Genomic DNA, 20354 nt, shown 5'->3' with positions numbered 1-20354 from the left:
TCAAATCAGGCAATCTTGAATCGAGAAACAGACTGACGCAGTTCTTCAGCCATGTGAGAGAGCTCGCGCACCTGCTGGGCAGTTGTACGAGTACCTTCACCGGTCTGCTCGGTCACCGCAAAAATGTGCTGAATGTTTTCCGCCACACCGTTGGCCATGTTGGCTTCACGCGATGTGGAGTTGGAAATATGCTCAATCAGCTCGGCCAGTCGGCGCGACACGCTATCAATTTCAGACAGTGCGGTACCCGCAGAGTCAGACAGGCGAGCCCCTTCAACCACACCCTGTGTAGAGCGCTCCATAGCGGCCACCGCGTCCTGTGTATCGGTCTGAATGGCTTTCACCAGCGCGGCAATCTGACGTGTCGCATCGGCGGAGCGTTCCGCCAGTCGCTGCACTTCTTCCGCCACCACCGAGAAGCCACGACCGGCTTCACCAGCAGACGCAGCCTGAATGGCCGCGTTCAGCGCCAGCACGTTGGTCTGTTCGGTAATGTCCGAAATCAGCTCAGTGATTTCGCCAATCTCCTGGGACGATTCACCCAGACGTTTGATTCGCTTGGAAGTATCCTGAATCTGGTCACGAATGGAGTTCATACCGCCGATGGCGTTCTGCACAGCCTTCAGACCAGAATCAGCCGCTTGCAGCGATTGACGGGCCACCAGTGCCGATTCCTGCGCCTGAGCCGACACATTGTTGATACGGCCAGCCATGTCCAGAATGGACTTGCCGGTTTCGCGAATTTCGTGCAATTGCTCGTTCGATGCGGCCAGCAGCTCGGTCGACGTCATGTCCACCTGCTCGGTCGTCTGCGCCACTCGGGTTACGGTGTTCTGCACCGAACCCACCAGCGCACGCAGCTCTTCTACCGTGTAGTTCACCGAGTCGGCAATCGCGCCGGTGATGTCTTCGGTCACGGTCGCTTCCTGCGTCAAGTCACCTTCAGCGACGGATTGCAACTCGTTCATCAAACGCAAAATGGCCGCCTGATTGGCGTCGTTGATGCGCTTGGCTTCTTGCTCCTGCAAGCGGGCGTCTACCTGATGGCTTTCGGCTTCCTTCTGACGTGCGCGGCTGTCCAGCAGTTGCACGCGAGAAATACCGACGCCACTCAACACCGCAGTCAAAAGAGCCAGAGCCAGCACCGCCAGCTGCAGCATGCTGGAGCCGCCCAGTCCTTGCAAATCAGACTGCAGTTTCTCCAGCTGCTGGCGCAGTGGCTCGCTGTCATTGTTGATGCTGGTCTGTGCTTCACGCGCCGACACCAGACCTTGCAGGTTGCCCAGAATGGCGCTGGCCTGAGTGCGGGTGTCGTCGTACTGCTTGATCAGCGTCTGCAGCTGCTCACGCACCTGCGGGTCGCGCGATGCGCGCAGACCCAGTTCGCTGCTGCCGTTGAGCAGACCTTCAGAGATTTCCTTGAAGGAGTTCAAGTCCTTGCCTAGCAAGAACACCGCCTCGGGGCTCACGCCTTCCAGCGTCTGGAATTCGTTGGCCGACTTGGCAATACGCTGAGTCAACATCACCAGCTGACCGGCAGCAGAAATTTCCGCCGCGCCTGCACCTTGCTGCAGCTTCAGCGAAGAGATGGTTTCTGCGGTTTCCAGCAAGTCAGAAGACTGGCGGTTGATGGTGCGCAGCGCATCACCCACCTGAGTCAGTGTTTTTTGCTGACCCAGAATCAGGCTGGCGCTTTTTTCTGCACGCTCCATCAACGTGCTGATTTCACTGACTTCATCTTGCAGGCCACTGCTCAGCGCCTTCACGCCCAGTTCAGAGTCGCCAGCCGCCAGAGCGCGCACGTTGCGGGCCAGAACGCCAGCGCTATCCTTCACGTCCGCAAAAGCGGGCGCTGCGCCTGTCATGGCCATGGAAACCGACTTGGCCAGTCGCTGCGACTGCATCAGGGCCTGGCCTGTTGCAGCGAGTTGCTGGTTGGAGTTGCTGGCGTCACGCAGCATCCATGCCGCAGTCACCACCAGCACCAGAACCGAGCCCCCCAACAAGGTAAACAAGGTGCGCTGATGTTTGGCCACCGTCGCGGTACCAAGAATCGGCAAGCTCACCCGTTCATCTTCGCGATCCATCTCTTCCATGCCAATGATGGAAGGAGCGCCTTGCACGCTGTTGAGCGCGCCGTCATACATATCCTGTACGACGGTGTCCGCCATCATGCTGCTATCAGCATGGAGAGCATCCGCAACGGGCTTGCGTCGAAACATTTGATTTAATTTTTGTGCGAAGGACATAGAGCTGTATCCAGAAACCTCAAGCACGAATGCTCAAAAATTTAGCGGTTTGAGACAGGTGCTGCAATTTCAGCTCCTGCCAACGGCGGCCGCTCGCATCAATATGCACGGCACCGAAGAAACTCGGGGAGCGCTCAGGCGCAGGCTCGGTTTTGGAAAATGCATCTGCGGCGCGCAGCCCCAGCAGACGATCGGCCAGCAAGGCCGCATTCACTTCCAGCGCAGGGTTGAAAGCCAGCAAGCTGCAGTCCATCAATTCCTGCTCATTGCGGGCACTTCCATGGCCCAGCAGCTGGGCCAAGTCCACAACGCCCATCAAGGCACCGCGCAAATTGGCGATGCCGAGAAACCAGGTTTGTGTGTAAGGAACAGGCTGAACGCCTGTCCAGGGGAAAATTTCGCCCGCTTGATTAAGCGGTAGCAAGTAGTCCCGCCCGCCGGCTTGTACAGCCAGCCAGGCGGCGACGCTGATGCCTTCATTGCGCACTGCTTGCAGGCGCCCGGCCAGTCGGGATTGGAGATCTCGGAGGGCTTCGCGGTTCGCCATAAGCAGCGCCGCCTTTACAGAGCAGCGATCTTGGCCTGCAGCTCGGCTGCATCCACCGGCTTGGTGATGTAGCCTCGTGCGCCCTGTCGCATACCCCAGACTCGGTCAGTTTCCTGATTCTTGCTGGTGCACATGATGATAGGTACGTCGGCATACAGCGGATCACGCGAGATGGCGCGAGTCAGCTGAAAGCCGTTTTGACCGGGCATGACCACATCCATCAGGATCAAATCAGGCTTGTCTTCGGCCAGGCGCTTCATGGCGTCTTCACCATTTTCAGCCGTACGCACTTGCATACCCTGTCTTTGCAGGATGTCCGTCAGAGCCATCAGCTCTGTTTTTGAATCGTCGATGACCAGAACTTTTTGAATTGTCATTACGCAGCTCCCACATCTGCTGCCTGCAGCCCGAATTGTTGTACGGCTTGCAGCAATTGATCTTTAGTAAACGGTTTGGTCAGATAGTCTTGGCAGCCCACCATGCGGCCACGCGCCTTGTCAAAGACACCGTCTTTGGAAGAGAGCATGACGACGGGTGTGCTGGCAAAGCGCGCATTGCGCTTGATGATGGCGCAGGTCTGATAGCCATCGAGCTTGGGCATCAGAATGTCGCAAAAGATGAGCTGAGGCTGATAGTCGTTGACCTTCGAGAGGGCATCAAAGCCATCATCAGCCAGAAGAACTTCGTAGCCGCCTTGCTTGAGGAAAATTTCAGCGCTGCGGCGGATGGTGTTGCTGTCATCCACCACCAGGACGCGCAAAGGCGCACTAGATGCTGTCACAGTGAAATTCCTCCCAATTCGGTCGTCGATGGATTGAGTGTTTTGCTCACTCAGATTTCCACCATTTCAAAATCTTCTTTTCGTGCACCGCACTCCGGGCATGTCCAGTTCATGGGCACATCCTCCCAGCGGGTCTCGGGGGCAATTCCGTGCTCCGGGCAGCCAAGAGCTTCCTCATAGAGCCAGCCACAGGTCAAACACATCCAAGTTTTAGGGTCAGTCACAGCTTATAGGGGCTTCACATAGAATGCAACGATTGTATCTAGTCACAACCCCGGCTCCCACCCTTGCATTCCCGGGTGCAAACTGGGGTGCGCCATGGCATTGAACCCCATCTCCACCACTCCCCCTCGCCGCACCAGCCAGGAAGAAGCGACAGAATCCGCTCCCGTTTGCGTGCTGTCTTTCAACAGCAGCGACCCCAGTGGAGCCAGCGGACTGTCGGCTGACATCGCCACCATCTCCTCGGTCGGTGGTCACGCCCTGCCTGTCGCCTGCGGTGCCTACGTCAGAGACACCGCCCGCATTCATGAGCACTTCTCGCTCGATGATGAGGCGGTGACCGAGCAGGCCCGCATGGTGCTGGAAGACATTGCTGTCGCCGCCATCAAGGTCGGTTTTGCTGGCTCGCCCGCCAACCTGGCTGCGATTGCCGCAATCTCGTCTGACTACCCCAACATCCCCATCATCAGTTACATGCCGGACCTGTCCTGGTGGGAGGACGACAAGCAGGATCAGTACCTGGACGCGTTCAAGGAGCTTGTCCTGCCTCAAACCTCGGTGTTGGTTGGAAACCACAACACCCTGTGGCGCTGGCTGCTGCCCGAATGGGAACAAAGCCGCTCGCCCACGGCGCGCGACATTGCCATGGCTGCCGAAGCGCTGGAAGTACCCTATGTATTGGTTACGGGTATACCCTTGCCAGACCAGTTTGTGGACAACGTGCTGACCACTGCCCAGACCGTATTGGGCAACAGCAAGTACGAGATGTTTGACGCTACGTTCACAGGCGCAGGTGATACGCTTTCAGCTGCCATTACGGCCTTGCTGGCAACCGGCAACGACTTGGGCGTCGCCACGCTGGAAGCGCTGGAATACCTGGACCACAGTCTGGATGCAGGCTTTAGGCCCGGCATGGGCCACTACCTGCCTGACCGTCTTTTCTGGGCCCAGCCCACCGAGGATGAAGAGTCCGAAGACGAGCCAGAAGACGAAGAAACCCCTGATGACGAACCAGAGACAAAGCCGATCGAAGGCTTTGTGATCCCCTCTCATGACACAAAACACTGACTTGAACATTGCATTGTTTGAACGCGCCAAGGGTGTGATCCCCGGCGGCGTCAACTCGCCCGTGCGCGCCTTTGCCGCCGTGGGTGGTACACCCCGCTTTGTGAAGCGCGCCCAAGGTGCCTACTTCTGGGACCAGAACGAGCAGCAGTTCACCGACTACATCGGCAGCTGGGGTCCCATGATCCTGGGCCACGGTCACCCCGAAGTGATCGAGACGGTACAAGCTGCCGTGCTTGAAGGCTTCAGCTTTGGCGCCCCCACCGAGCGCGAAGTGGTGCTGGCCGAGAAGATTCGTGAGCTCATGCCCAGCATGGACATGGTGCGCATGGTCAGCTCAGGCACCGAAGCCGGCATGAGCGCGCTGCGCCTGGCCCGTGGCTACACTGGTCGCAACAAGATCATCAAGTTCAACGGCTGCTACCACGGCCATGCAGATTCGCTGCTGGTCAAGGCCGGCTCGGGCCTGGCCACCTTTGGCGCCTCGTCTTCGGCTGGCGTGCCTGCCGATGTGGCCAAAGACACCATCGTGCTGGAATACAACGATGTGGCCCAGCTGGAAGAAGCCTTTGCCAAGATTGGCCACGAAGTCGCCTGCGTGATCATGGAGCCTATCGCTGGCAACATGAACTTTGTGCGCGCTAGCGTGGAGTTCACCCGCCGTATCCGCGAGCTGACAAAGGAACACGGCGCGCTGATGGTCTATGACGAAGTCATGACCGGCTTCCGCGTTGCCTTAGGCAGCGCCCAGAGCCTGTACGCCAAAGACATCCCCGGCTTTGCCCCCGACATCACCGTGATGGGCAAGGTCATCGGCGGCGGCATGCCCATGGCCGCTTTCGGCGCGCGCCGCGAGATCATGGAAAAGCTCTCGCCGCTGGGCCCTGTCTACCAAGCCGGCACGCTTTCGGGCAACCCCATTGCCACGGCTTGCGGCTTGAAGACGCTGGAACTCATCAGCCGCCCCGGCTTCCACGCCGACCTGCACCTCAAGACCGGCCATCTGATGCAAGGTCTGAAGTCTGAAGCCAATGCCGCCGGCATTCCTTTCAGCGTGGACTGGCAAGGCGGCCTGTTCGGCTTCTACTTCCTGCCCGAGCTGCCTACGGACTACGCACAGGTCATGAAGACCGACGGCAAAGTCTTCAATAAGTTCTTCCACGGCATGCTGGAGCGCGGCCACTACTTCGCGCCTGCGCTGTATGAAGCGGGCTTTGTGAGCGCGGCCCATACCGAAGACGATATCGACCGCACGATTGAAGCCGCCAAGGAAGTGTTCAGGACGCTGTAATCCTTGCCACTTTTGCCCAAACGCCCCGCATCGCCGGGGTGTTTTTTATTTCGGCAACTGGAAAGCCTTGCGCGCCTGCTCCACCTTGGCGCGGGTCACACAGCCCGGTGCATGGTCGTTGACCAAGCCCATGGCCTGCATCAGCGCGTACATGGTGGTGGGGCCAACAAACTTCCAGCCGCGCTTTTTCAGCTCTTTCGACATGGCTTGTGACTCAGCGGTCTGAGCCTGAATATCTGTGCCCGTCGATGGCTTGGCCGGTACATAGCGCCAGAAGAAGGCAGCCAGCGAGCCTTCTTGCGCCACCATCTCGATCGCACGCTGGGCGTTGTTAATCGCTGCCTCGATCTTGCCGCGGTGACGCACGATGCCAGCGTCCTGCAGCAGACGCTGCACATCGGCCTCGCCAAACTGGGCAACTTGGTGAAAGTCAAACCCCGCAAACGCAGCGCGAAAGTGCTCGCGCTTTTTCAGGATCGTGTACCAGCTCAGGCCGGACTGAAATCCTTCCAGACAGAGCTTTTCAAACAGGCGCTGGTCGCTATCGACCGGGAAGCCCCACTCATGATCGTGATAGTGCACATAGTCGGGCGTAGCCAGGCACCAGGTACAGCGGTGCTGGCCGTCTTCCGCGGGGCTGGTGGGAACTCGGGGAGTGGCGATGTCAGTGGATTCAGTGCTCATGCTTAGCACTCTAACCAATGCAAAAGCCCTGCAGCGAATTCACTGCAGGGCTTTTAATTTGATAGCTGCTTGCGCCTTACTTCATTAAGCCTCAGACATAAAAGCTGTTGAAATCTATGAATATCGAGCGCTAGCAGCTCACTTTTTACTGGCTTGCGCCAGACGAGAGTAGCGCATGCCGTACACCATGTAGATGACCACGCCCAGTGCCATCCAGCCCAGAAAGCGCACCCAGGTCAGCGTGGTCAGATTTAGCATCAGGTAGGTGCACAACAAGGCCGAGAGCACGGGCAGCACAGGCACCCAAGGCACGCGGTAGCCGCCCGTCGCTTGCGGGCGCTTTTTGCGCAGCACCAGCACGCCAATGCTAACCATCACAAAGGCCGACAGCGTGCCGATGTTGATCATCTCTTCGAGCAGCTCCACCTTGGTAAAGCCCGCCAGCACGGCCACCACGGCGCCCACGATCAGTTGCAGGCGCACAGGGGTTTTGCGCGTGGCCGATGTCACGCCCCAGCTACGGGGCAGCAGACCATCACGACACAGGGCCAGCAGCACACGGGAGCTACCCATGAGCAGCACCATGACCACGGTCGTCATGCCAATCAGCACGCCGACCGAGATGACCTGCGCCGCCCAGCCCGCGCCCACAGCGATGAAGGCGGTGGCCAGCGATGGATTCTCGGCCTTGGCCAGTTCGGTATAGGGAACCATGCCGGTCAGCGCCAGCGTGACCAGTATGTAGAGCACCGTGACCAGCGCCAGCCCGCCCAGAATGCCGCGTGGCAAGGTGCGTTGCGGGTCTTTGACTTCTTCGGCCGATGTGGCGACCACGTCAAAACCCAGAAAGGCAAAGAACACCAGCGATGCTCCCGACACCACGCCCAGCCAGCCATACTGACTGGGCGCTGCGCCAAACAGCCAGGCCAGCATGGGCTGACCCCACAGGTCACCCGTCACGCCATGTGCCACGACAGGCGGCTGCGATGCAGGCACAAAGGGCGCGAAGTTATCGGTGTTCATATAAGTGAAGCCGACAACGATCACAAACACGGTAATGAGCAGTTTGATCACGGTGAACACATTGTTCACCTTGGCCGACACCTGCGTGCCCGCAATCAGCAAGGCGGTGAACACGGCCACGATGAAGAACGGCCCCCAGTTGAGCGAGAAGCCGCCAATCTGGATGGTCTGCGCAATATCCAGCCCCGCCGTGGAAAACACGGCCGACAGATAAATGCCCCAGTACTTGGCCAGCACGGCGGCGGCCGAGATCATCTCCAGCAGCAAATTCCAGCCAATAATCCACGCCAGCCCCTCGCCCAGCGTGAGATAGGTATAGGTGTAGGCGCTGCCGGTCACAGGCACGGTGGAGGCGAACTCCGCATAGCACATGATGGCCAGCGCGCAGGTAGCGGCCGCCAGAATGAAGGAAAAGATCACCGCCGGCCCGGCAAAGCTGCCCGCAGCACGTGCGCCCACCGAGAAGATGCCTGCACCGACGGCGACCGCCAGACCCAGAATCATCAGATCAAAAACACCCAGCGTGCGCTGTAACTGGCGCCCCGGCTCGTCCGAATCGGCCAGAGCCTGTTCAATGGTTTTGGTTTTCAGCCACTGCATGCATATCCCTTGGGCTCTGTGCAGCGCTTATGGAGCAGCACCTGTGGCCCAGTTTATTTGGTCAAAAATGCATACTAGGGATTCCACCAAGCGCGTGCAGATTCCCTGCAGCATTACCGCCTTATCCGCATGTTTTATGCGCGAGCAGCTGCAGAGCAGTCTCGAAAAAGATTAGCCAGGCTCTTGCTTCACGAAGCCTGCAAGCCGAAGGAAAATGGCGCTCATCTCCTGCAAGTAAGCAAGCACTCAAGCAGGAAGCTTCAATTCAGCGGGCGCTGGCCTGATCACGCCATAGAGCACGGCGACCAGCAGCAGCGCCGTGACCACATCCAGAATATGGTGCTGGTGCACCAGCATGGTGGAGGCACAGATCGCCACACTCCACAGCGCAATTGCCGCACACAGCCAAACCCGGCCCTTGGGCCATTGCGCCTGACAGATAGCCAGCCCCGTGAGCGCTGTGTAGACGATGTGCAGCGATGGCAGCAGGTTGTGCGGCTTGTCCACGAAAAACATCGCAGAAAAAATGCTGCGATACGGCTCGACTTCAGGAATCACTCTATCGAACGCCAGATTGGCCGGGAACAGCACAAAAACCAGCCCGCAGATCAGCGTGCCCGCGATTTGACGCTTGCCCAATATCGAAATGGCCGGTTGCTGCACCAGCCAGTAAGGCAGGACCAGAAACGGGAAGAACGAGAAATAGACAAAGATGAATTCCGGCACCAGCGGAATCAGCCCATCCCAAGGTGTGATGAAGTCAAAACGCTGCTCACGCAGGCTCGCCAGCCAATTGGCCGTGGGGTAGACCGCATAAGAGGCAATCAGCACCCAGATGGCCCAGAAGACAAAGCCCCGCTGCTTGCGGGCCAGAGGCGGGTGCGCAGCATGGTGTTGGCTGCCAGAAGAATGCACGGGCTGAGTCATGCGCTGAATTATCAAAGATTGCGCACCATCACTGACATAGGACGGCAGAGACAAAAAAGGCCGTGAGCATGACGCCCACGGCCTTTTTATTCTTGTGTCAGCGGATTACTTCGCTTCTTCAGCTGGTGATGCCGTTGACGATGCACTTGGAGTCGCCGCCAGTATCCAGCCAGCCATCTGCAAAGACTGCTCATCGCTAATCTGCGGATGGCGCGGCATGATGACATTGCCCCAGACACCCACGCTACCGCCGCGAATCTTGCCTGCGATATAGCTTTGCGCATCACTCTGCGCACTGTACTTCTGCGCGATAGAGACAAAAGACGGGCCCACAAACTTGCGGTCCCAGCCATGGCAGCGCATGCAGTCGGATTGTTCCACCAGCTTCTTGCCTGCAGCCAGCTCAGGGTGGTTCTGCACCAGCACATCCGTCGCCTGCTCAGCCGAGCTGACCCGCATGATGCGCCAGCCGATGTTGGCCACACCCAAAGCTGCCGCCAGCATGACCAGCCCGATCAGCCAGCCAATCCAGCGCGGACGCGGCGGGTAGTTTTCTTCGTCGTCTATGGGATCTGTCATAACAAGTAATCACAGCTCAAAAAAGAATGGCCAGCTTTTACTGGCCATGGGACGCGGAACAAAAACTGGCGCGAACCTAGCCAGAGACGCCGAGGAAGCGCCGCCGCGCACCGAAGGTGTCGTCCCCCTCCGGCGCGCAGCGCCAGAGAGGGGGAAGCGGCAAAGCCGCTCAGGGGGAGTCTTCTAATTAGTGGCGGAAGTGGCGCACGCCGGTGAACACCATGGCCACGCCACGTTCGTTCGCTGCGTCAATCACTTCCTGATCGCGCATGGAGCCGCCGGGCTGTGCCACGCAGGTGGCACCTGCATCGACCACCACATCCAGACCATCGCGGAAGGGGAAGAAAGCGTCCGACGCCACCACGGTGTTCTGCAGCGACAGCTTGGCTGCTTCAGCCTTGATGGAGGCAATGCGTGCCGAGTCCAGACGCGACATCTGGCCTGCGCCCACGCCCATGGTCATGCCGTTCTTGCAGAAGACGATGGCATTGGACTTGACGAACTTGGCCACATTCCAGGCGAACAGCAGGTCGTTCAGCTCTTCGGGAGTGGGCTGCTTGACGGTCACGACCTTCAGATCGGCCAGTGTCAGCTCGTGGTTGTCCGAGGTTTGCAGCAGCAGGCCGGAGCCGATGCGCTTGGATTCGATGGCGTTGCGGCCGTTTTCCCAGTCGGTGGCACCACCGGCAGGCAGTGCAATCGTCATCAGGCGCACATTGACCTTGGACTTGAAGATTTCCAGGGCTTCGGCGCTGAATGCTGGAGCCATCAGCACTTCAACGAACTGCTTGGACACTGCTTCGGCAGCGGCCTTGTCCACAGGACGGTTGAAGGCAATGATGCCGCCGAACGCGCTGGTGGGGTCGGTCTGGAAGGCCTTGGCATACGACTCGTGCGCATCCTTGCCAATCGCCACACCGCAGGGGTTGGCGTGCTTGACGATCACGCAAGCGGGCACGTCAAAGCTCTTGACGCATTCCCACGCTGCATCAGCGTCGGCAATGTTGTTGTAGCTCAGTTCCTTGCCTTGCAGCTGCACGCCTGTGGCCAGCGAGCCGGGTGCGGGGTACAGATCGCGGTACCAGGCGGCTTGCTGGTGGCTGTTTTCACCGTAGCGCAGGTCCTGGATCTTGATGAACTGGCTGTTGGCCTGGTCAGCAAACAGGTTGCGCTCGGGCACGTATTCTTCGCTCAGCTTCTCGTCTTCAAACTTCACCGACGACAGGTAGTCGCTGATAGCGCCGTCGTACTGGCTGATGCGGTTGAACGCAGCCACAGACATTTCAAAGCGCAGCTTGTTGCTCAGCTTGCCAGCTGTCTTCAGCTCAGCCAGAACAGCATCGTACTGGTCAGCGGCGGTGATAACGCCCACGTCTTTCCAGTTCTTGGCGGCAGAGCGAACCATGGCGGGGCCGCCAATGTCGATGTTCTCGATCGCGTCGGCCAGCGTGCAACCGACCTTGGCCACGGTGGCTTCAAAGGGGTAGAGGTTCACGACCAGCAGGTCGATGGTCTCGATGCCGTGTTCCTTGAGCGCAGCCATGTGCTCCGGGAAGTCGCGGCGGGCCAGCAGGCCACCGTGCACCATGGGGTGCAGGGTTTTGACGCGGCCATCCAGCATTTCGGGGAATTTGGTGACTTCGGCCACTTCGGTCACGGGCAGACCCTTGTCGGCCAGCATCTTGGCAGTGCCACCGGTGGACAGCAGCTGCACGCCAAGAGCGTGCAGGGCTTGCGCAAATTCGACGATACCGGTCTTGTCAGAGACGGAGATCAGAGCTTTCATGGGCGTCAATTCAAAGTTTGGATAAAAACAAGCCGCAAGCCCATATCTATAAAGCGCTTGCAGCTATGGATTTGGTAGTTTTATCGATTCAGAGCAGCTGGTGATCGACCAGCTTTTTGCGCAGGGTGTTGCGGTTCAGACCCAGCCACTCAGCCGCACGCGACTGGTTGTTTTCGGCCTGCCCCATCACCACTTCCAGCAAGGGCTTTTCGACGAGGCGGATCACCATGTCATAGACATTGGCCGGTGTTTCGCCTTCGAGATCGCGGAAATAGCCTTCCAGGCTATCGCGAACAACTTGTTCTAAATTCTGATTGCTCATGCAGTCATTTCTGCCGGTTCATCCAGCTCGCTGCTGCCCTCAGCAGCGGCCGTGGCGGCCGGTATCCGGTCCATCTGCTGCCCAAGGGCCTCAAGATAGTCGGCAACGGCCTGCCATTGCACCGCGCAGTCCTCAATAGTGTTGATATGTTTTCTGAACTCTTCCCCGCCCGGCAGAGCACGCAGATACCACGCAATATGCTTGCGGGCGCTGCGCACGCCGGTTCCCTCTCCGTACAGGCTGTAGTGATCTTGCAGATGCTCAAGCAGCAGGCTGCGCAGCTCGCTCACCAGCGGTGGCGCCAGATGCTCGCCCGTGGCCAGAAAATGGCCAATCTCACGAAAAATCCACGGCCTGCCCTGCGCTGCACGGCCGACCATGATGGCGTCCGCCCCGGTATAGGCCAGCACATCGCGGGCTTTTTCGGGGCTGTTGATATCGCCATTGGCCACCACGGGCACGCTCACTGCCTGTTTGACGGCAGCAATCGTGTCGTACTCGGCAAATCCTTTGTAGCCCTGCTCGCGCGTGCGGCCATGAACGGTGAGCATCTGGATGCCCACATCTTCGAACTGGCGGGCCAGGGCGATGGCATTTTTGTGCTCATCGCACCAGCCGGTGCGCATCTTCAGCGTGACGGGCACGTTGAAGGGGCGCGCGGCTTCGACCACGGCGCGGGCAATCTCCACGGCCAGAGGCTCGTTCTGCATCAGGGCGGAACCCGCCCATTTGTTGCAGACCTTCTTGGCCGGGCAACCCATGTTGATATCAATGATCTGCGCGCCGCGCTCGATGTTGTAGACGGCGGCCTCGGCCATCATCTGCGCTTCGGTACCGGCGATCTGGACCGAAATCGGCCCCGGCTCGCCTTCATGGTTGGCGCGGCGGCTGGTTTTCAGGCTGTTCCACAAGTCCTTGCGGCTGGTCACCATCTCGCTGACAGCGTAGCCTGCCCCCAGTGCCTTGCACAGCTGACGAAACGGCCGGTCCGTCACGCCCGCCATGGGTGCGACAAACAGACGATTTGCCAATGGGATATGACCAATGTGCAGGGCGGGCATGGAAAGGGGTTCGCTTTGCGGCGGGCTGCCAGACTCTGGCGGGACCCGGCGCAGACTGGGCGCTGGAAAAGAGGGGTAAATTATACCTGCCCAAATTTTCAGCAGCACTAAACACCATGCATCACCCTCTGGTGTGAATCACTATCAAAAATACGGGCCTGCGGCCTCAGTTGCTGCGCACCGGCACATTGAAGTACTGCTCGGGATAGGGCTCGCTGACCAGCGTGTAGTGCCACCACTCTTCGGGCAGGTTCTTCCAGCCGTTGCGCTGCATCAGGGTGCGCAGCCAGCGGCGGTTGTGCTGCACATCCGGGGATTGCTTGGCGTTATCGGTATGCGACTGCTCGTCAAACATGTCAAAGGGCGTACCCATATCCACCTCGATACCGTTGGCAAGCGGGCCACGCACCAGTTTGCTGGCGCGCTTGGCGTCGATCACCTGCAGCGTCATATCAACCGTGCTGGCGCGGCTGTGGCCGGATTTTTCAGCGATATAGCCGCGCTTGAACAGCTCGCTCTTGGGCACGCGTGGGTAGTACATGTCCTTGTTCAGCTGGTCGCCCATATCGCGACCCCAGCGCACAAAGTCATCCACCGCCGCCTGCGGGCGGTAGCAGTCAAAAACCTTGAGCGCCAGCCCATGGCTGGTCAACTCCTTTTGCACACCGGCCAGCGACTCTGCCGCCGGGCGGCTGAGCCAGCAGACCCCTGCCTCGTACCCCGCAATGGGGCGGCCCATGAAGTTGTGCTTGGTGACATAGCGCATGTCCTGCTTCACGCCCGGTGCCAGCGTTGCCAGCGGTACCAGATCGGCCGCAACTTTAGTCACTGCGGGTTTGGCATCAGATGAGGCTCCAGCGCCCATTTTCTGGGCGCAACCAGCTATCAAAAGCAAAGCAGCAGCCAGAGCTGCCGACTTGCTCAGCAGCGCCGTGTTTGACTGAGGGCTAAACGCCATTTTTACTCCCGTTAATCTGGTATTACTTGATTACACCAGCGTACACATTTGGAAAAGAACCATACATCAGCCAGCCATCTCTTATCCCGCCCGCGATCAGCAAAATTCGGGGAATTCAGCACGCCCCCTAAACTAGCGGCCCTATGGAAGCGTGGATTCATCAGTTACTACAGTGGCTAGCTCTGCCTGAGCTGGGCCTGAGCACCGTTTTTATCGTCGCCCTGATTTCGGCCACCTTACTGCCACTGGGCTCAGAACCCGTGGTCGCAGCCCTTGTCTCGGCCAACCCGGCCCTGTTCTGGCCCGCCATTGTGGTCGCCACAGCTGGCAACACGCTGGGCGGTGCCATCAGCTGGGGGATGGGTCTTGCAGCCCACAAGGCCTGGAACAAGGCCAAAAAGCTACGCAAAATCGGCGACCCAGCGCCCCAGAACATGCACCACAAATCACGCTGGAACCGCCTTGCACGTTACTGGCTGCGCAAATACGGTGCCAAAGCCTGCCTGCTGAGCTGGCTGCCCATTGTGGGCGACCCGCTGTGCGCCGTCGCAGGCTGGGTGCGCCTGCCTTTCTGGCCCTGCGTGTTCTATATGGCGATTGGAAAATTCATGCGCTACCTGCTGATGACGGCTGGTTTGCACCAGATCATCCTGCGGTTTTTCTAAGGCAGAAAAGGCAGCGACAGCAAGCGTAGCCCCACAGAGAACCAGCGCTGGCTGCCCTCGCCAATGCGGTTGCCATACGTCGCATCCACCTGCACGCGATCAGGCACCAGCCAGTAACGCAGGCCAAACTGCACCAGCGGCTTGCCTGAGCCCTGCCCGTAGGTTTCAGCAATCAGCCAGGTGCGCTCTTGCAACTGAGTTTCGCTCCCCAGCCCCCAGGTCAGATGGTTGCTGCGCGTGCCCTGCTCGCGCAGCCAGCCCACATTGGTGTGCAACACCACCTTGTCGTTGAGCAGGGAGAAGCTGGCCGGCACATAAGCATACATATCGTGACCACCACCGGCATCGCGGCGCGGGTCACGGGCCATGCCCATAGCCAGCCCCCAGCCCCAGCCATTGGTCTCAAGCGGCTTGAACAGGGTCTTGCCCTGCAACATCTGGGCGCTGCCGCGCGTGCTGCCATCTTGACGGGTCAGAGATCCGCCCATGGTCAGCTCCAGATTGCCCGTGAAGTTACAAGCAGGCTGCGCCCAGAATTCGGTGTGACCCCTGGGGTGTTTGACCCAGCTTTCCAGCTGGCAAGACTTGGCGTCGACGATGCGGGCATCGTCCGTATTCATGGGCCGGGCGGCATGGGCCGTTGTCGCCAGCACGGCGACAGCCGCCATCAGCAGTTTGTTGAATGGCATGGGCTCTCCCTGTTATGTGTTTTTCGATAAGGGACTTAGTCGGTCTTGGAGGTACCAACACCACCCAGCAAATCGCAGATTTGCGGTTGAAACGACTGAGGCAAGGCGTGAAGTCGCAGACAGACAAGCGTACGACAAGGCCAAACAACGAAGAATCAAGGGTGGTGTGCGGCTCTTGGCTGCAATTTAGCGCAGCACTGTGACACAGCTGAGCACATCCCGCAATTTGAATGTTTTTGCCACCCAGCCCTTGGTTGACAAGCGCAAAAAGCTATTGATTTGCGAGCAAAAGCAGAAGCAGACCAAGCCCCTCACAGACAGATCAGGGAAATTTCAGCCGCGCCCAGGGGTGCAGACACCTCCCTGAAAGTTACAGATTTGCGGTTAGGGCAAGGCAAAACAACAACATCTCAGGGGTGATGCTCGCGACGCTTAATCCACCTTCAAACCCAGACTTTGGCTCACCGCCGCATAGCGATCCATATCGGCCTGAATCTGCTGCGCAAATTGCACAGGCGTCTGATTGAGCAATGTGTAGCCTTGCTGCGTCAGTGCCTGCTGCATGACAGGATCGCTCAGTATCTGACCCAGCACCTCGTTCAGGTGGGCGACCACGGCATCAGGCGTAGCCGCCGGGGCCAGCAAGCCATGCCACTGCTCTACGGCAAAGGCTTTGAGGCCCTGCTCTGCCACCGTAGGAACCTCAGCCAGCTGCTCCACGCGTTGCGGCGCCGTGATGGCAATGGCGCGCACACGTCCTGCCTCAATCAAGGGCCCTGCGCTGCTGGCTGTGACCACGCCCAGCGGCACCTGATCGGCCGCCACCGCGGTAATGGCTGGGCCGCAGCCCTTGAAAGGAATGTGCTGCAAAGGCCTGTGCGTGGCCTGCGCCAGCATCTCACCGGCCATGTGCTGGGGTGTACCGTTGCCGCAGCTGGCAAAGGCCAGAGGCTGGGCTGCAGAGGTCTGAGCCAGCGCATCGGCAAGGCTGTGAATGCTGCTGCGCAGCGGAACGACCAGCACCGAGGCAATCGTGCCCGCATTGAAAACGGCCTTGAAGTCCTTGCGCGGGTCAAAGTCCAGATGCTGGTACACGCCGGGGTTGATGGCAAAAGAGCTGTTGGCCATCAGCAACGTGCTGCCGTCTGCCTTGGCCTGCGCCACTTCACGCGCGCCGATGTTGCCGCTGGCGCCGGGGCGGTTTTCCACCACCACGGTCTGGCCTATGCGCTCTTGCAGCGCTGCGCCCAGCTTGCGGGCCAGCAAGTCCGTGCCGCCGCCGGGCGGAAAGGTCACCACAATGGTGATGGGCTTTTCAAACCGCATGGCCGCCGTACCCGTGCGGGCCTGCCACAAACCAGCCGCAGCCGTTGCCACCACAGCGAGTGCCAGCACGGCCAGGCTGCGGCGATGTTTAAAAATAGTCTTCATCAGCTACATCACAAGACATGCAAAAGCAGAGCGCACACCCGAGACTCCGAGCAAGCGCCGCCTCGCGGCGAGGGCATCGTCCCCTTCGGGGAAGCCGCAAAGCCGCTCAGGGGGAACTCATCCAGCGTCCAGGCCGATATCCAGCACCTTGGCGCTGTGCGTCAGCCAGCCCACCGCGATCTGATCCACACCCGTGGCCGCCACCGCAGGTGCTGTCTCGGGAGTGATGCGACCCGAAGCTTCTGTAATTGCCCGCCCCTTGCACATGGCAACAGCGGTGCGCAAATCGTCCAGACTCATGTTGTCCAGCAGCACCACATCCACGCCCAGTTGCAGGGCCACTTCCAGCTGCGCCAGCGTGTCCACTTCCAGCTCGATCTTGACCATATGGCCCACACCAGCGCGCGCGCGGCCCACGGCGGTGGCGACGTCGCCGGCCAGCGCAATGTGGTTGTCTTTGATGAGCACGGCATCGTCCAGCCCAAAGCGGTGATTGCTGCCGCCGCCCACACGCACCGCATACTTTTGCAGCGAGCGCAGGCCGGGCATGGTCTTGCGGGTGCAGGTCACGCGTGTGCCAAAGGGCTTGATGGCTTCGGCAATCGAATGCGTGGCGCTGGCCACACCGCTCAGGTGGCACAGGTAGTTGAGGGCCGTGCGCTCCGCCGACAAAATGGCGCGGCTTTTACCGCGAATACGGGCGATTTCCATGCCAGGCACCAGCCGCGTGCCATCAGCGCAGCTGACGTTGAACTCCATGCGGCCATCCATGAGCGTAAAGGCTAGACGCGCGAGGTCCAGCCCGGCCAGCACGCCGTCTTGTCTGGCCATCAGACGCAGCTCGTCCGTGGCATCTGCGGGGACGATGGTGTCTGTGGTCAGGTCTCCAGCTCGGCCCAGGTCTTCCAGCAAGGCCATGCGCACCAGCGGCTCCAGCATCACATCGGGCAAAGATGGAACGGGCAGTGCTGCAATTTTATTAATGCTCATTTTGAGTATTTATAGTCGAGAAAAAAGCGCGAATGGCTTTGAAAGCCTCGCGCAGATGGACTTATGCTAAACCTGAGCATTATTCAAGTCAAGCACTACCCAGAGTGCAATTGACCGGATGAATACACGATGAATCAGTGGCTGCGCGCCAGCGGCAGCTTGTTGCCTGCAATCGCTCGCTCCAGCATCACATTGCGCCTGAAGCGGTAGAGCTTGGCCGGGCGGCCCGCGCCCACTGCCGTCACCTGACCAGTTTCTTCGACCAGTGATTGCTGCTCAATCAGGCGGCGAAAATTCTGCTTGTGCAGGCCACGGCCTGCCAGCGCTTCGACCGTCTGCTGCAGCTGCAGCAGCGAGAACTCCTCAGGCATCAGCTCGAACACCACGGGGCGATATTTGATTTTGGCGCGCAGGCGGGCCATGCCGGTGGCCAGAATGCGGCGGTGGTCGTTGCTCATGGCGGCGCCGGGCAGCAAGCTGGCGGCGGCAGAGGCCGAACTTTCGCCATCGCCCTCACCCCATGCCTCGGGCACCACGCAGGCTTCAAACAGCAGCTCGTAGCGCTGCAGTACCAGCTCTTCGTTCCACTCGTACTCATCCAAGCCAAAAGTCACTGCAGCCCTTTGCCAGCGTGCGCTTCTAGCTACGCTATCTGAAGCGTTTTCACTCCAGTCAGTCAGCGCAGGTGCGATGCGTTCAGCAATCACGGCAGGCATGCCATCGCGCCAGTCTTCCCAGGGGAAGTAGCGGTACCAGTCCTGCCAGCCGGGCTGCGCCGCACCGGTTTCATCCAGCTCCTGCGTCAGCGCCAGATAGCTGATGGAGATGACATGCATGCCCAGTTGCTGCGAGCGTTCACGGTCGGCAAAGGTGTAGAGCTGCTCCACAAAACCCAGCGGGTGATGGGTCTGCTTTTCCACCCACGCGCGCAGGCTGGCCTGAAGGGAGCTGTGATTGCTGGTAAAGGGCCCGGCAGGCAGCGCCCGCCCGGACCCGGTGGTCAGGATACGGGGCTGGCCATCCGTGACGGCAACCAGCACTGCCACCAGATCGGCCTGCACGGAATGCAGTTCGGAATTGTTCAAACCACTCAAAAGCGTTGGAGGGCAAAGCCCCATCAGGGGAAAAGCAAATTCTACGGTGCACAGGCACTAACCCGGAACTTCATAGGGCCTGAGTCGCCAAATCTTGCGGCATCCCGCCGCACTTTCTGATCATGGACAACTCGTTTTAACGGACTACGCTTTCTCCTCGGGCTTTTCCCCTACTCAGGCACTCGCCCACCACTTCCCGCGCGTACCACCCTCTTTGCACAGGTCGATAGTCCGTTTTGAGTAACTACTTGCGCATAACGACATCAATACTGACTTCGGCTTGGGAAGGGAAATCAGATTGCATCTGAGCGCCTGCAGCCGCCGGTGCCAAGACAACACCGCGCACTGCCTGCGAGTCGGAAGTCAACGATTGAAGGTCGGTTTTGACCACCGGTTTTACCTTGCCCGGGTTGGCGACGGATAGCTGCGGCGTATTTCGCCGGCAGACATCGCTCAGCCATTTCCATCTTTCAAGAACTAAAGATCCATGGAAGGGAAGACTGATGATTGATTTCAAAGGCAAGACGGTTCTGGTGACAGGCGGCGGATCAGGCATCGGGCGCGGTATCGCCGAGGCGTTCAGTGATGCCGGTGCGCGTATCGTCATTGCGGACATCAAGCCAGAACTGGTAGCCAAGATGCGTAAATCGCTTGATCGCGCAGGCGTTGAGGCTCTGGTGGTCGAAGGTGACATGACGCGCGAGGCAGACGTTCAGGCTCTGGCCCAGCGCATCGACAGCGAATTTGGCGGACTGGACGTTCTCGTCAACAACGTCGGCGACTTTGTGCTCTCCAAGCGTTTTGAAGAATTCAGCGACGACGAAATCAGCCGCCTCTATGACCTGAATTTGCGTCACATCTTCAGCGTCACCCGCGCCATGCTGCCCCTGCTGCGCAAGCGCGGCCACGGCTCCAGCATTGTCAGCATCTCTTCCATCGAAGGCCTGCGCGGCGCGCCTACCTGCGCTGTCTACGCCGCGTTCAAGGCAGCGATTGGAGGCTTCTCTCGCACCCTGGCGCTGGAGCTGGCCCCCGAAGGCATTCGCGTCAACGTCATCGCACCTGAAACCACCGAAACCGCGCAAGTGCCCGTCAGCCTGGCCATCCCTGACGCCAACAAGCACCACATCCCGCGCTGGATTCCGCTTGGCCGCTTCGGCCAGCCAAGCGACTGTGCAGGCGCGGCGCTCTACCTGGCCAGCCCACTGGCAGCCTGGGTAACGGGCACCACCCTCAATGTCGACGGCGGCGCACTGGCAGCTGGCGGCTGGATGCAAGCCCCCGGCGGCGCCTGGACCACCATCCCCCTCATCACCGGCAATGGTTTTATCGATGCATCCAGCAGCGATCAGGCCAAGCCTGCCCTGCTCGACCGTTCCTGATCACTTCC

The 20354-nt window shown here is 59.6% G+C and carries 22 protein-coding genes; 4 read left to right on the top strand and 18 right to left on the bottom strand.

Annotated features, from left to right (window positions below):
* Positions 1-5 precede the first annotated feature (5 nt).
* The 5 genes from RSF91_RS13330 to RSF91_RS13310 are packed head-to-tail and all read right to left on the bottom strand — an operon-like array spanning position 6 to position 3780.
* Complete coding sequence (locus RSF91_RS13330; RefSeq protein ID WP_332568877.1) at positions 6-2249, bottom strand: methyl-accepting chemotaxis protein; 2244 nt, start codon at positions 2247-2249, stop codon at positions 6-8.
* Positions 2250-2268: 19 nt separating this feature from the next.
* Complete coding sequence (locus tag RSF91_RS13325; RefSeq protein ID WP_332568876.1) at positions 2269-2796, bottom strand: chemotaxis protein CheW; 528 nt, start codon at positions 2794-2796, stop codon at positions 2269-2271.
* A gap of 14 nt (positions 2797-2810) precedes the next feature.
* Positions 2811-3173, bottom strand: coding sequence for a response regulator (locus tag RSF91_RS13320; protein ID WP_169107331.1), 363 nt, complete (start codon positions 3171-3173; stop codon positions 2811-2813).
* Positions 3173-3577: a response regulator gene (locus RSF91_RS13315; protein ID WP_169107332.1), complete on the bottom strand. Its 405-nt coding sequence runs from the start codon at positions 3575-3577 to the stop codon at positions 3173-3175. The genes RSF91_RS13320 and RSF91_RS13315 overlap by 1 nt, the downstream gene beginning before the upstream one ends.
* 50 nt (positions 3578-3627) lie before the next feature.
* Positions 3628-3780, bottom strand: coding sequence for a rubredoxin (locus RSF91_RS13310; protein ID WP_099735781.1), 153 nt, complete (start codon positions 3778-3780; stop codon positions 3628-3630).
* Between the two features lie 115 nt (positions 3781-3895).
* On the opposite strand from RSF91_RS13310, the gene thiD reads away from it, so the two are divergent.
* The gene (gene thiD / locus RSF91_RS13305; RefSeq protein WP_332568875.1) at positions 3896-4867 is read left to right on the top strand and encodes a bifunctional hydroxymethylpyrimidine kinase/phosphomethylpyrimidine kinase; all 972 of its coding nucleotides are present in this window, start codon (positions 3896-3898) and stop codon (positions 4865-4867) included.
* Positions 4851-6155, top strand: a complete 1305-nt coding sequence (gene hemL, locus RSF91_RS13300; RefSeq protein WP_332568874.1) for a glutamate-1-semialdehyde 2,1-aminomutase — start codon at positions 4851-4853, stop codon at positions 6153-6155. Before thiD ends, hemL begins: the two co-directional genes overlap by 17 nt.
* A 45-nt stretch (positions 6156-6200) precedes the next feature.
* On the opposite strand, the gene RSF91_RS13295 is transcribed toward hemL, so the two are convergent.
* From RSF91_RS13295 to RSF91_RS13260, 8 genes are all read right to left on the bottom strand, one after another.
* A complete protein-coding gene (locus RSF91_RS13295) occupies positions 6201-6839 on the bottom strand; it encodes a DNA-3-methyladenine glycosylase I (RefSeq protein WP_332568873.1) in 639 nt (212 codons plus the stop codon).
* A gap of 138 nt (positions 6840-6977) precedes the next feature.
* A complete protein-coding gene (locus tag RSF91_RS13290) occupies positions 6978-8462 on the bottom strand; it encodes an amino acid permease (RefSeq protein ID WP_332568872.1) in 1485 nt (494 codons plus the stop codon).
* 246 nt (positions 8463-8708) lie between these two features.
* On the bottom strand, positions 8709-9389 hold the full coding sequence (locus RSF91_RS13285) for a hypothetical protein (protein WP_332568871.1): 681 nt from the start codon (positions 9387-9389) through the stop codon (positions 8709-8711).
* 105 nt (positions 9390-9494) lie between these two features.
* The gene (locus RSF91_RS13280; RefSeq protein ID WP_332568870.1) at positions 9495-9968 is read right to left on the bottom strand and encodes a c-type cytochrome; all 474 of its coding nucleotides are present in this window, start codon (positions 9966-9968) and stop codon (positions 9495-9497) included.
* Between the two features lie 187 nt (positions 9969-10155).
* On the bottom strand, positions 10156-11754 hold the full coding sequence (gene purH, locus RSF91_RS13275; protein ID WP_332568869.1) for a bifunctional phosphoribosylaminoimidazolecarboxamide formyltransferase/IMP cyclohydrolase: 1599 nt from the start codon (positions 11752-11754) through the stop codon (positions 10156-10158).
* A gap of 88 nt (positions 11755-11842) precedes the next feature.
* The gene (locus RSF91_RS13270; RefSeq protein ID WP_099735774.1) at positions 11843-12076 is read right to left on the bottom strand and encodes a Fis family transcriptional regulator; all 234 of its coding nucleotides are present in this window, start codon (positions 12074-12076) and stop codon (positions 11843-11845) included.
* Entirely contained in the window at positions 12073-13137 is a 1065-nt protein-coding gene (gene dusB, locus RSF91_RS13265; RefSeq protein ID WP_332568868.1) for a tRNA dihydrouridine synthase DusB, read from the bottom strand. Before dusB ends, RSF91_RS13270 begins: the two co-directional genes overlap by 4 nt.
* Positions 13138-13303: 166 nt before the next feature.
* The gene (locus RSF91_RS13260; RefSeq protein WP_332568867.1) at positions 13304-14095 is read right to left on the bottom strand and encodes a M15 family metallopeptidase; all 792 of its coding nucleotides are present in this window, start codon (positions 14093-14095) and stop codon (positions 13304-13306) included.
* A 143-nt stretch (positions 14096-14238) separates the two neighbouring features.
* On the opposite strand from RSF91_RS13260, the gene RSF91_RS13255 reads away from it, so the two are divergent.
* Positions 14239-14760, top strand: coding sequence for a YqaA family protein (locus RSF91_RS13255; RefSeq protein WP_332568866.1), 522 nt, complete (start codon positions 14239-14241; stop codon positions 14758-14760).
* On the opposite strand, the gene RSF91_RS13250 is transcribed toward RSF91_RS13255, so the two are convergent.
* From RSF91_RS13250 to RSF91_RS13230, 5 genes are all read right to left on the bottom strand, one after another.
* Positions 14757-15449, bottom strand: coding sequence for a hypothetical protein (locus RSF91_RS13250; RefSeq protein ID WP_332568865.1), 693 nt, complete (start codon positions 15447-15449; stop codon positions 14757-14759). The genes RSF91_RS13255 and RSF91_RS13250 overlap by 4 nt on opposite strands.
* Positions 15450-15881: 432 nt before the next feature.
* On the bottom strand, positions 15882-16880 hold the full coding sequence (locus RSF91_RS13245) for a tripartite tricarboxylate transporter substrate binding protein (RefSeq protein ID WP_332568864.1): 999 nt from the start codon (positions 16878-16880) through the stop codon (positions 15882-15884).
* Between the two features lie 117 nt (positions 16881-16997).
* Entirely contained in the window at positions 16998-17870 is an 873-nt protein-coding gene (nadC, locus tag RSF91_RS13240; RefSeq protein WP_332568863.1) for a carboxylating nicotinate-nucleotide diphosphorylase, read from the bottom strand.
* A 134-nt stretch (positions 17871-18004) separates the two neighbouring features.
* Positions 18005-18955: an NUDIX hydrolase gene (locus tag RSF91_RS13235; protein ID WP_169107344.1), complete on the bottom strand. Its 951-nt coding sequence runs from the start codon at positions 18953-18955 to the stop codon at positions 18005-18007.
* 253 nt (positions 18956-19208) lie between these two features.
* Entirely contained in the window at positions 19209-19481 is a 273-nt protein-coding gene (locus RSF91_RS13230) for a hypothetical protein (protein ID WP_332568862.1), read from the bottom strand.
* On the opposite strand from RSF91_RS13230, the gene RSF91_RS13225 reads away from it, so the two are divergent.
* Complete coding sequence (locus RSF91_RS13225; protein ID WP_332568861.1) at positions 19468-20346, top strand: SDR family NAD(P)-dependent oxidoreductase; 879 nt, start codon at positions 19468-19470, stop codon at positions 20344-20346. The two genes, RSF91_RS13230 and RSF91_RS13225, sit on opposite strands and share 14 nt — an antisense overlap.
* Positions 20347-20354 lie beyond the last annotated feature (8 nt).

The sequence above is a fragment of the Comamonas sp. genome (assembly GCF_036643215.1).
Taxonomy (GTDB): Bacteria; Pseudomonadota; Gammaproteobacteria; order Burkholderiales; family Burkholderiaceae_C; genus Comamonas.
The sequence above is the reverse complement of the archived record's forward strand: the minus strand, read 5'-3'. Positions and strand labels throughout refer to the sequence as shown.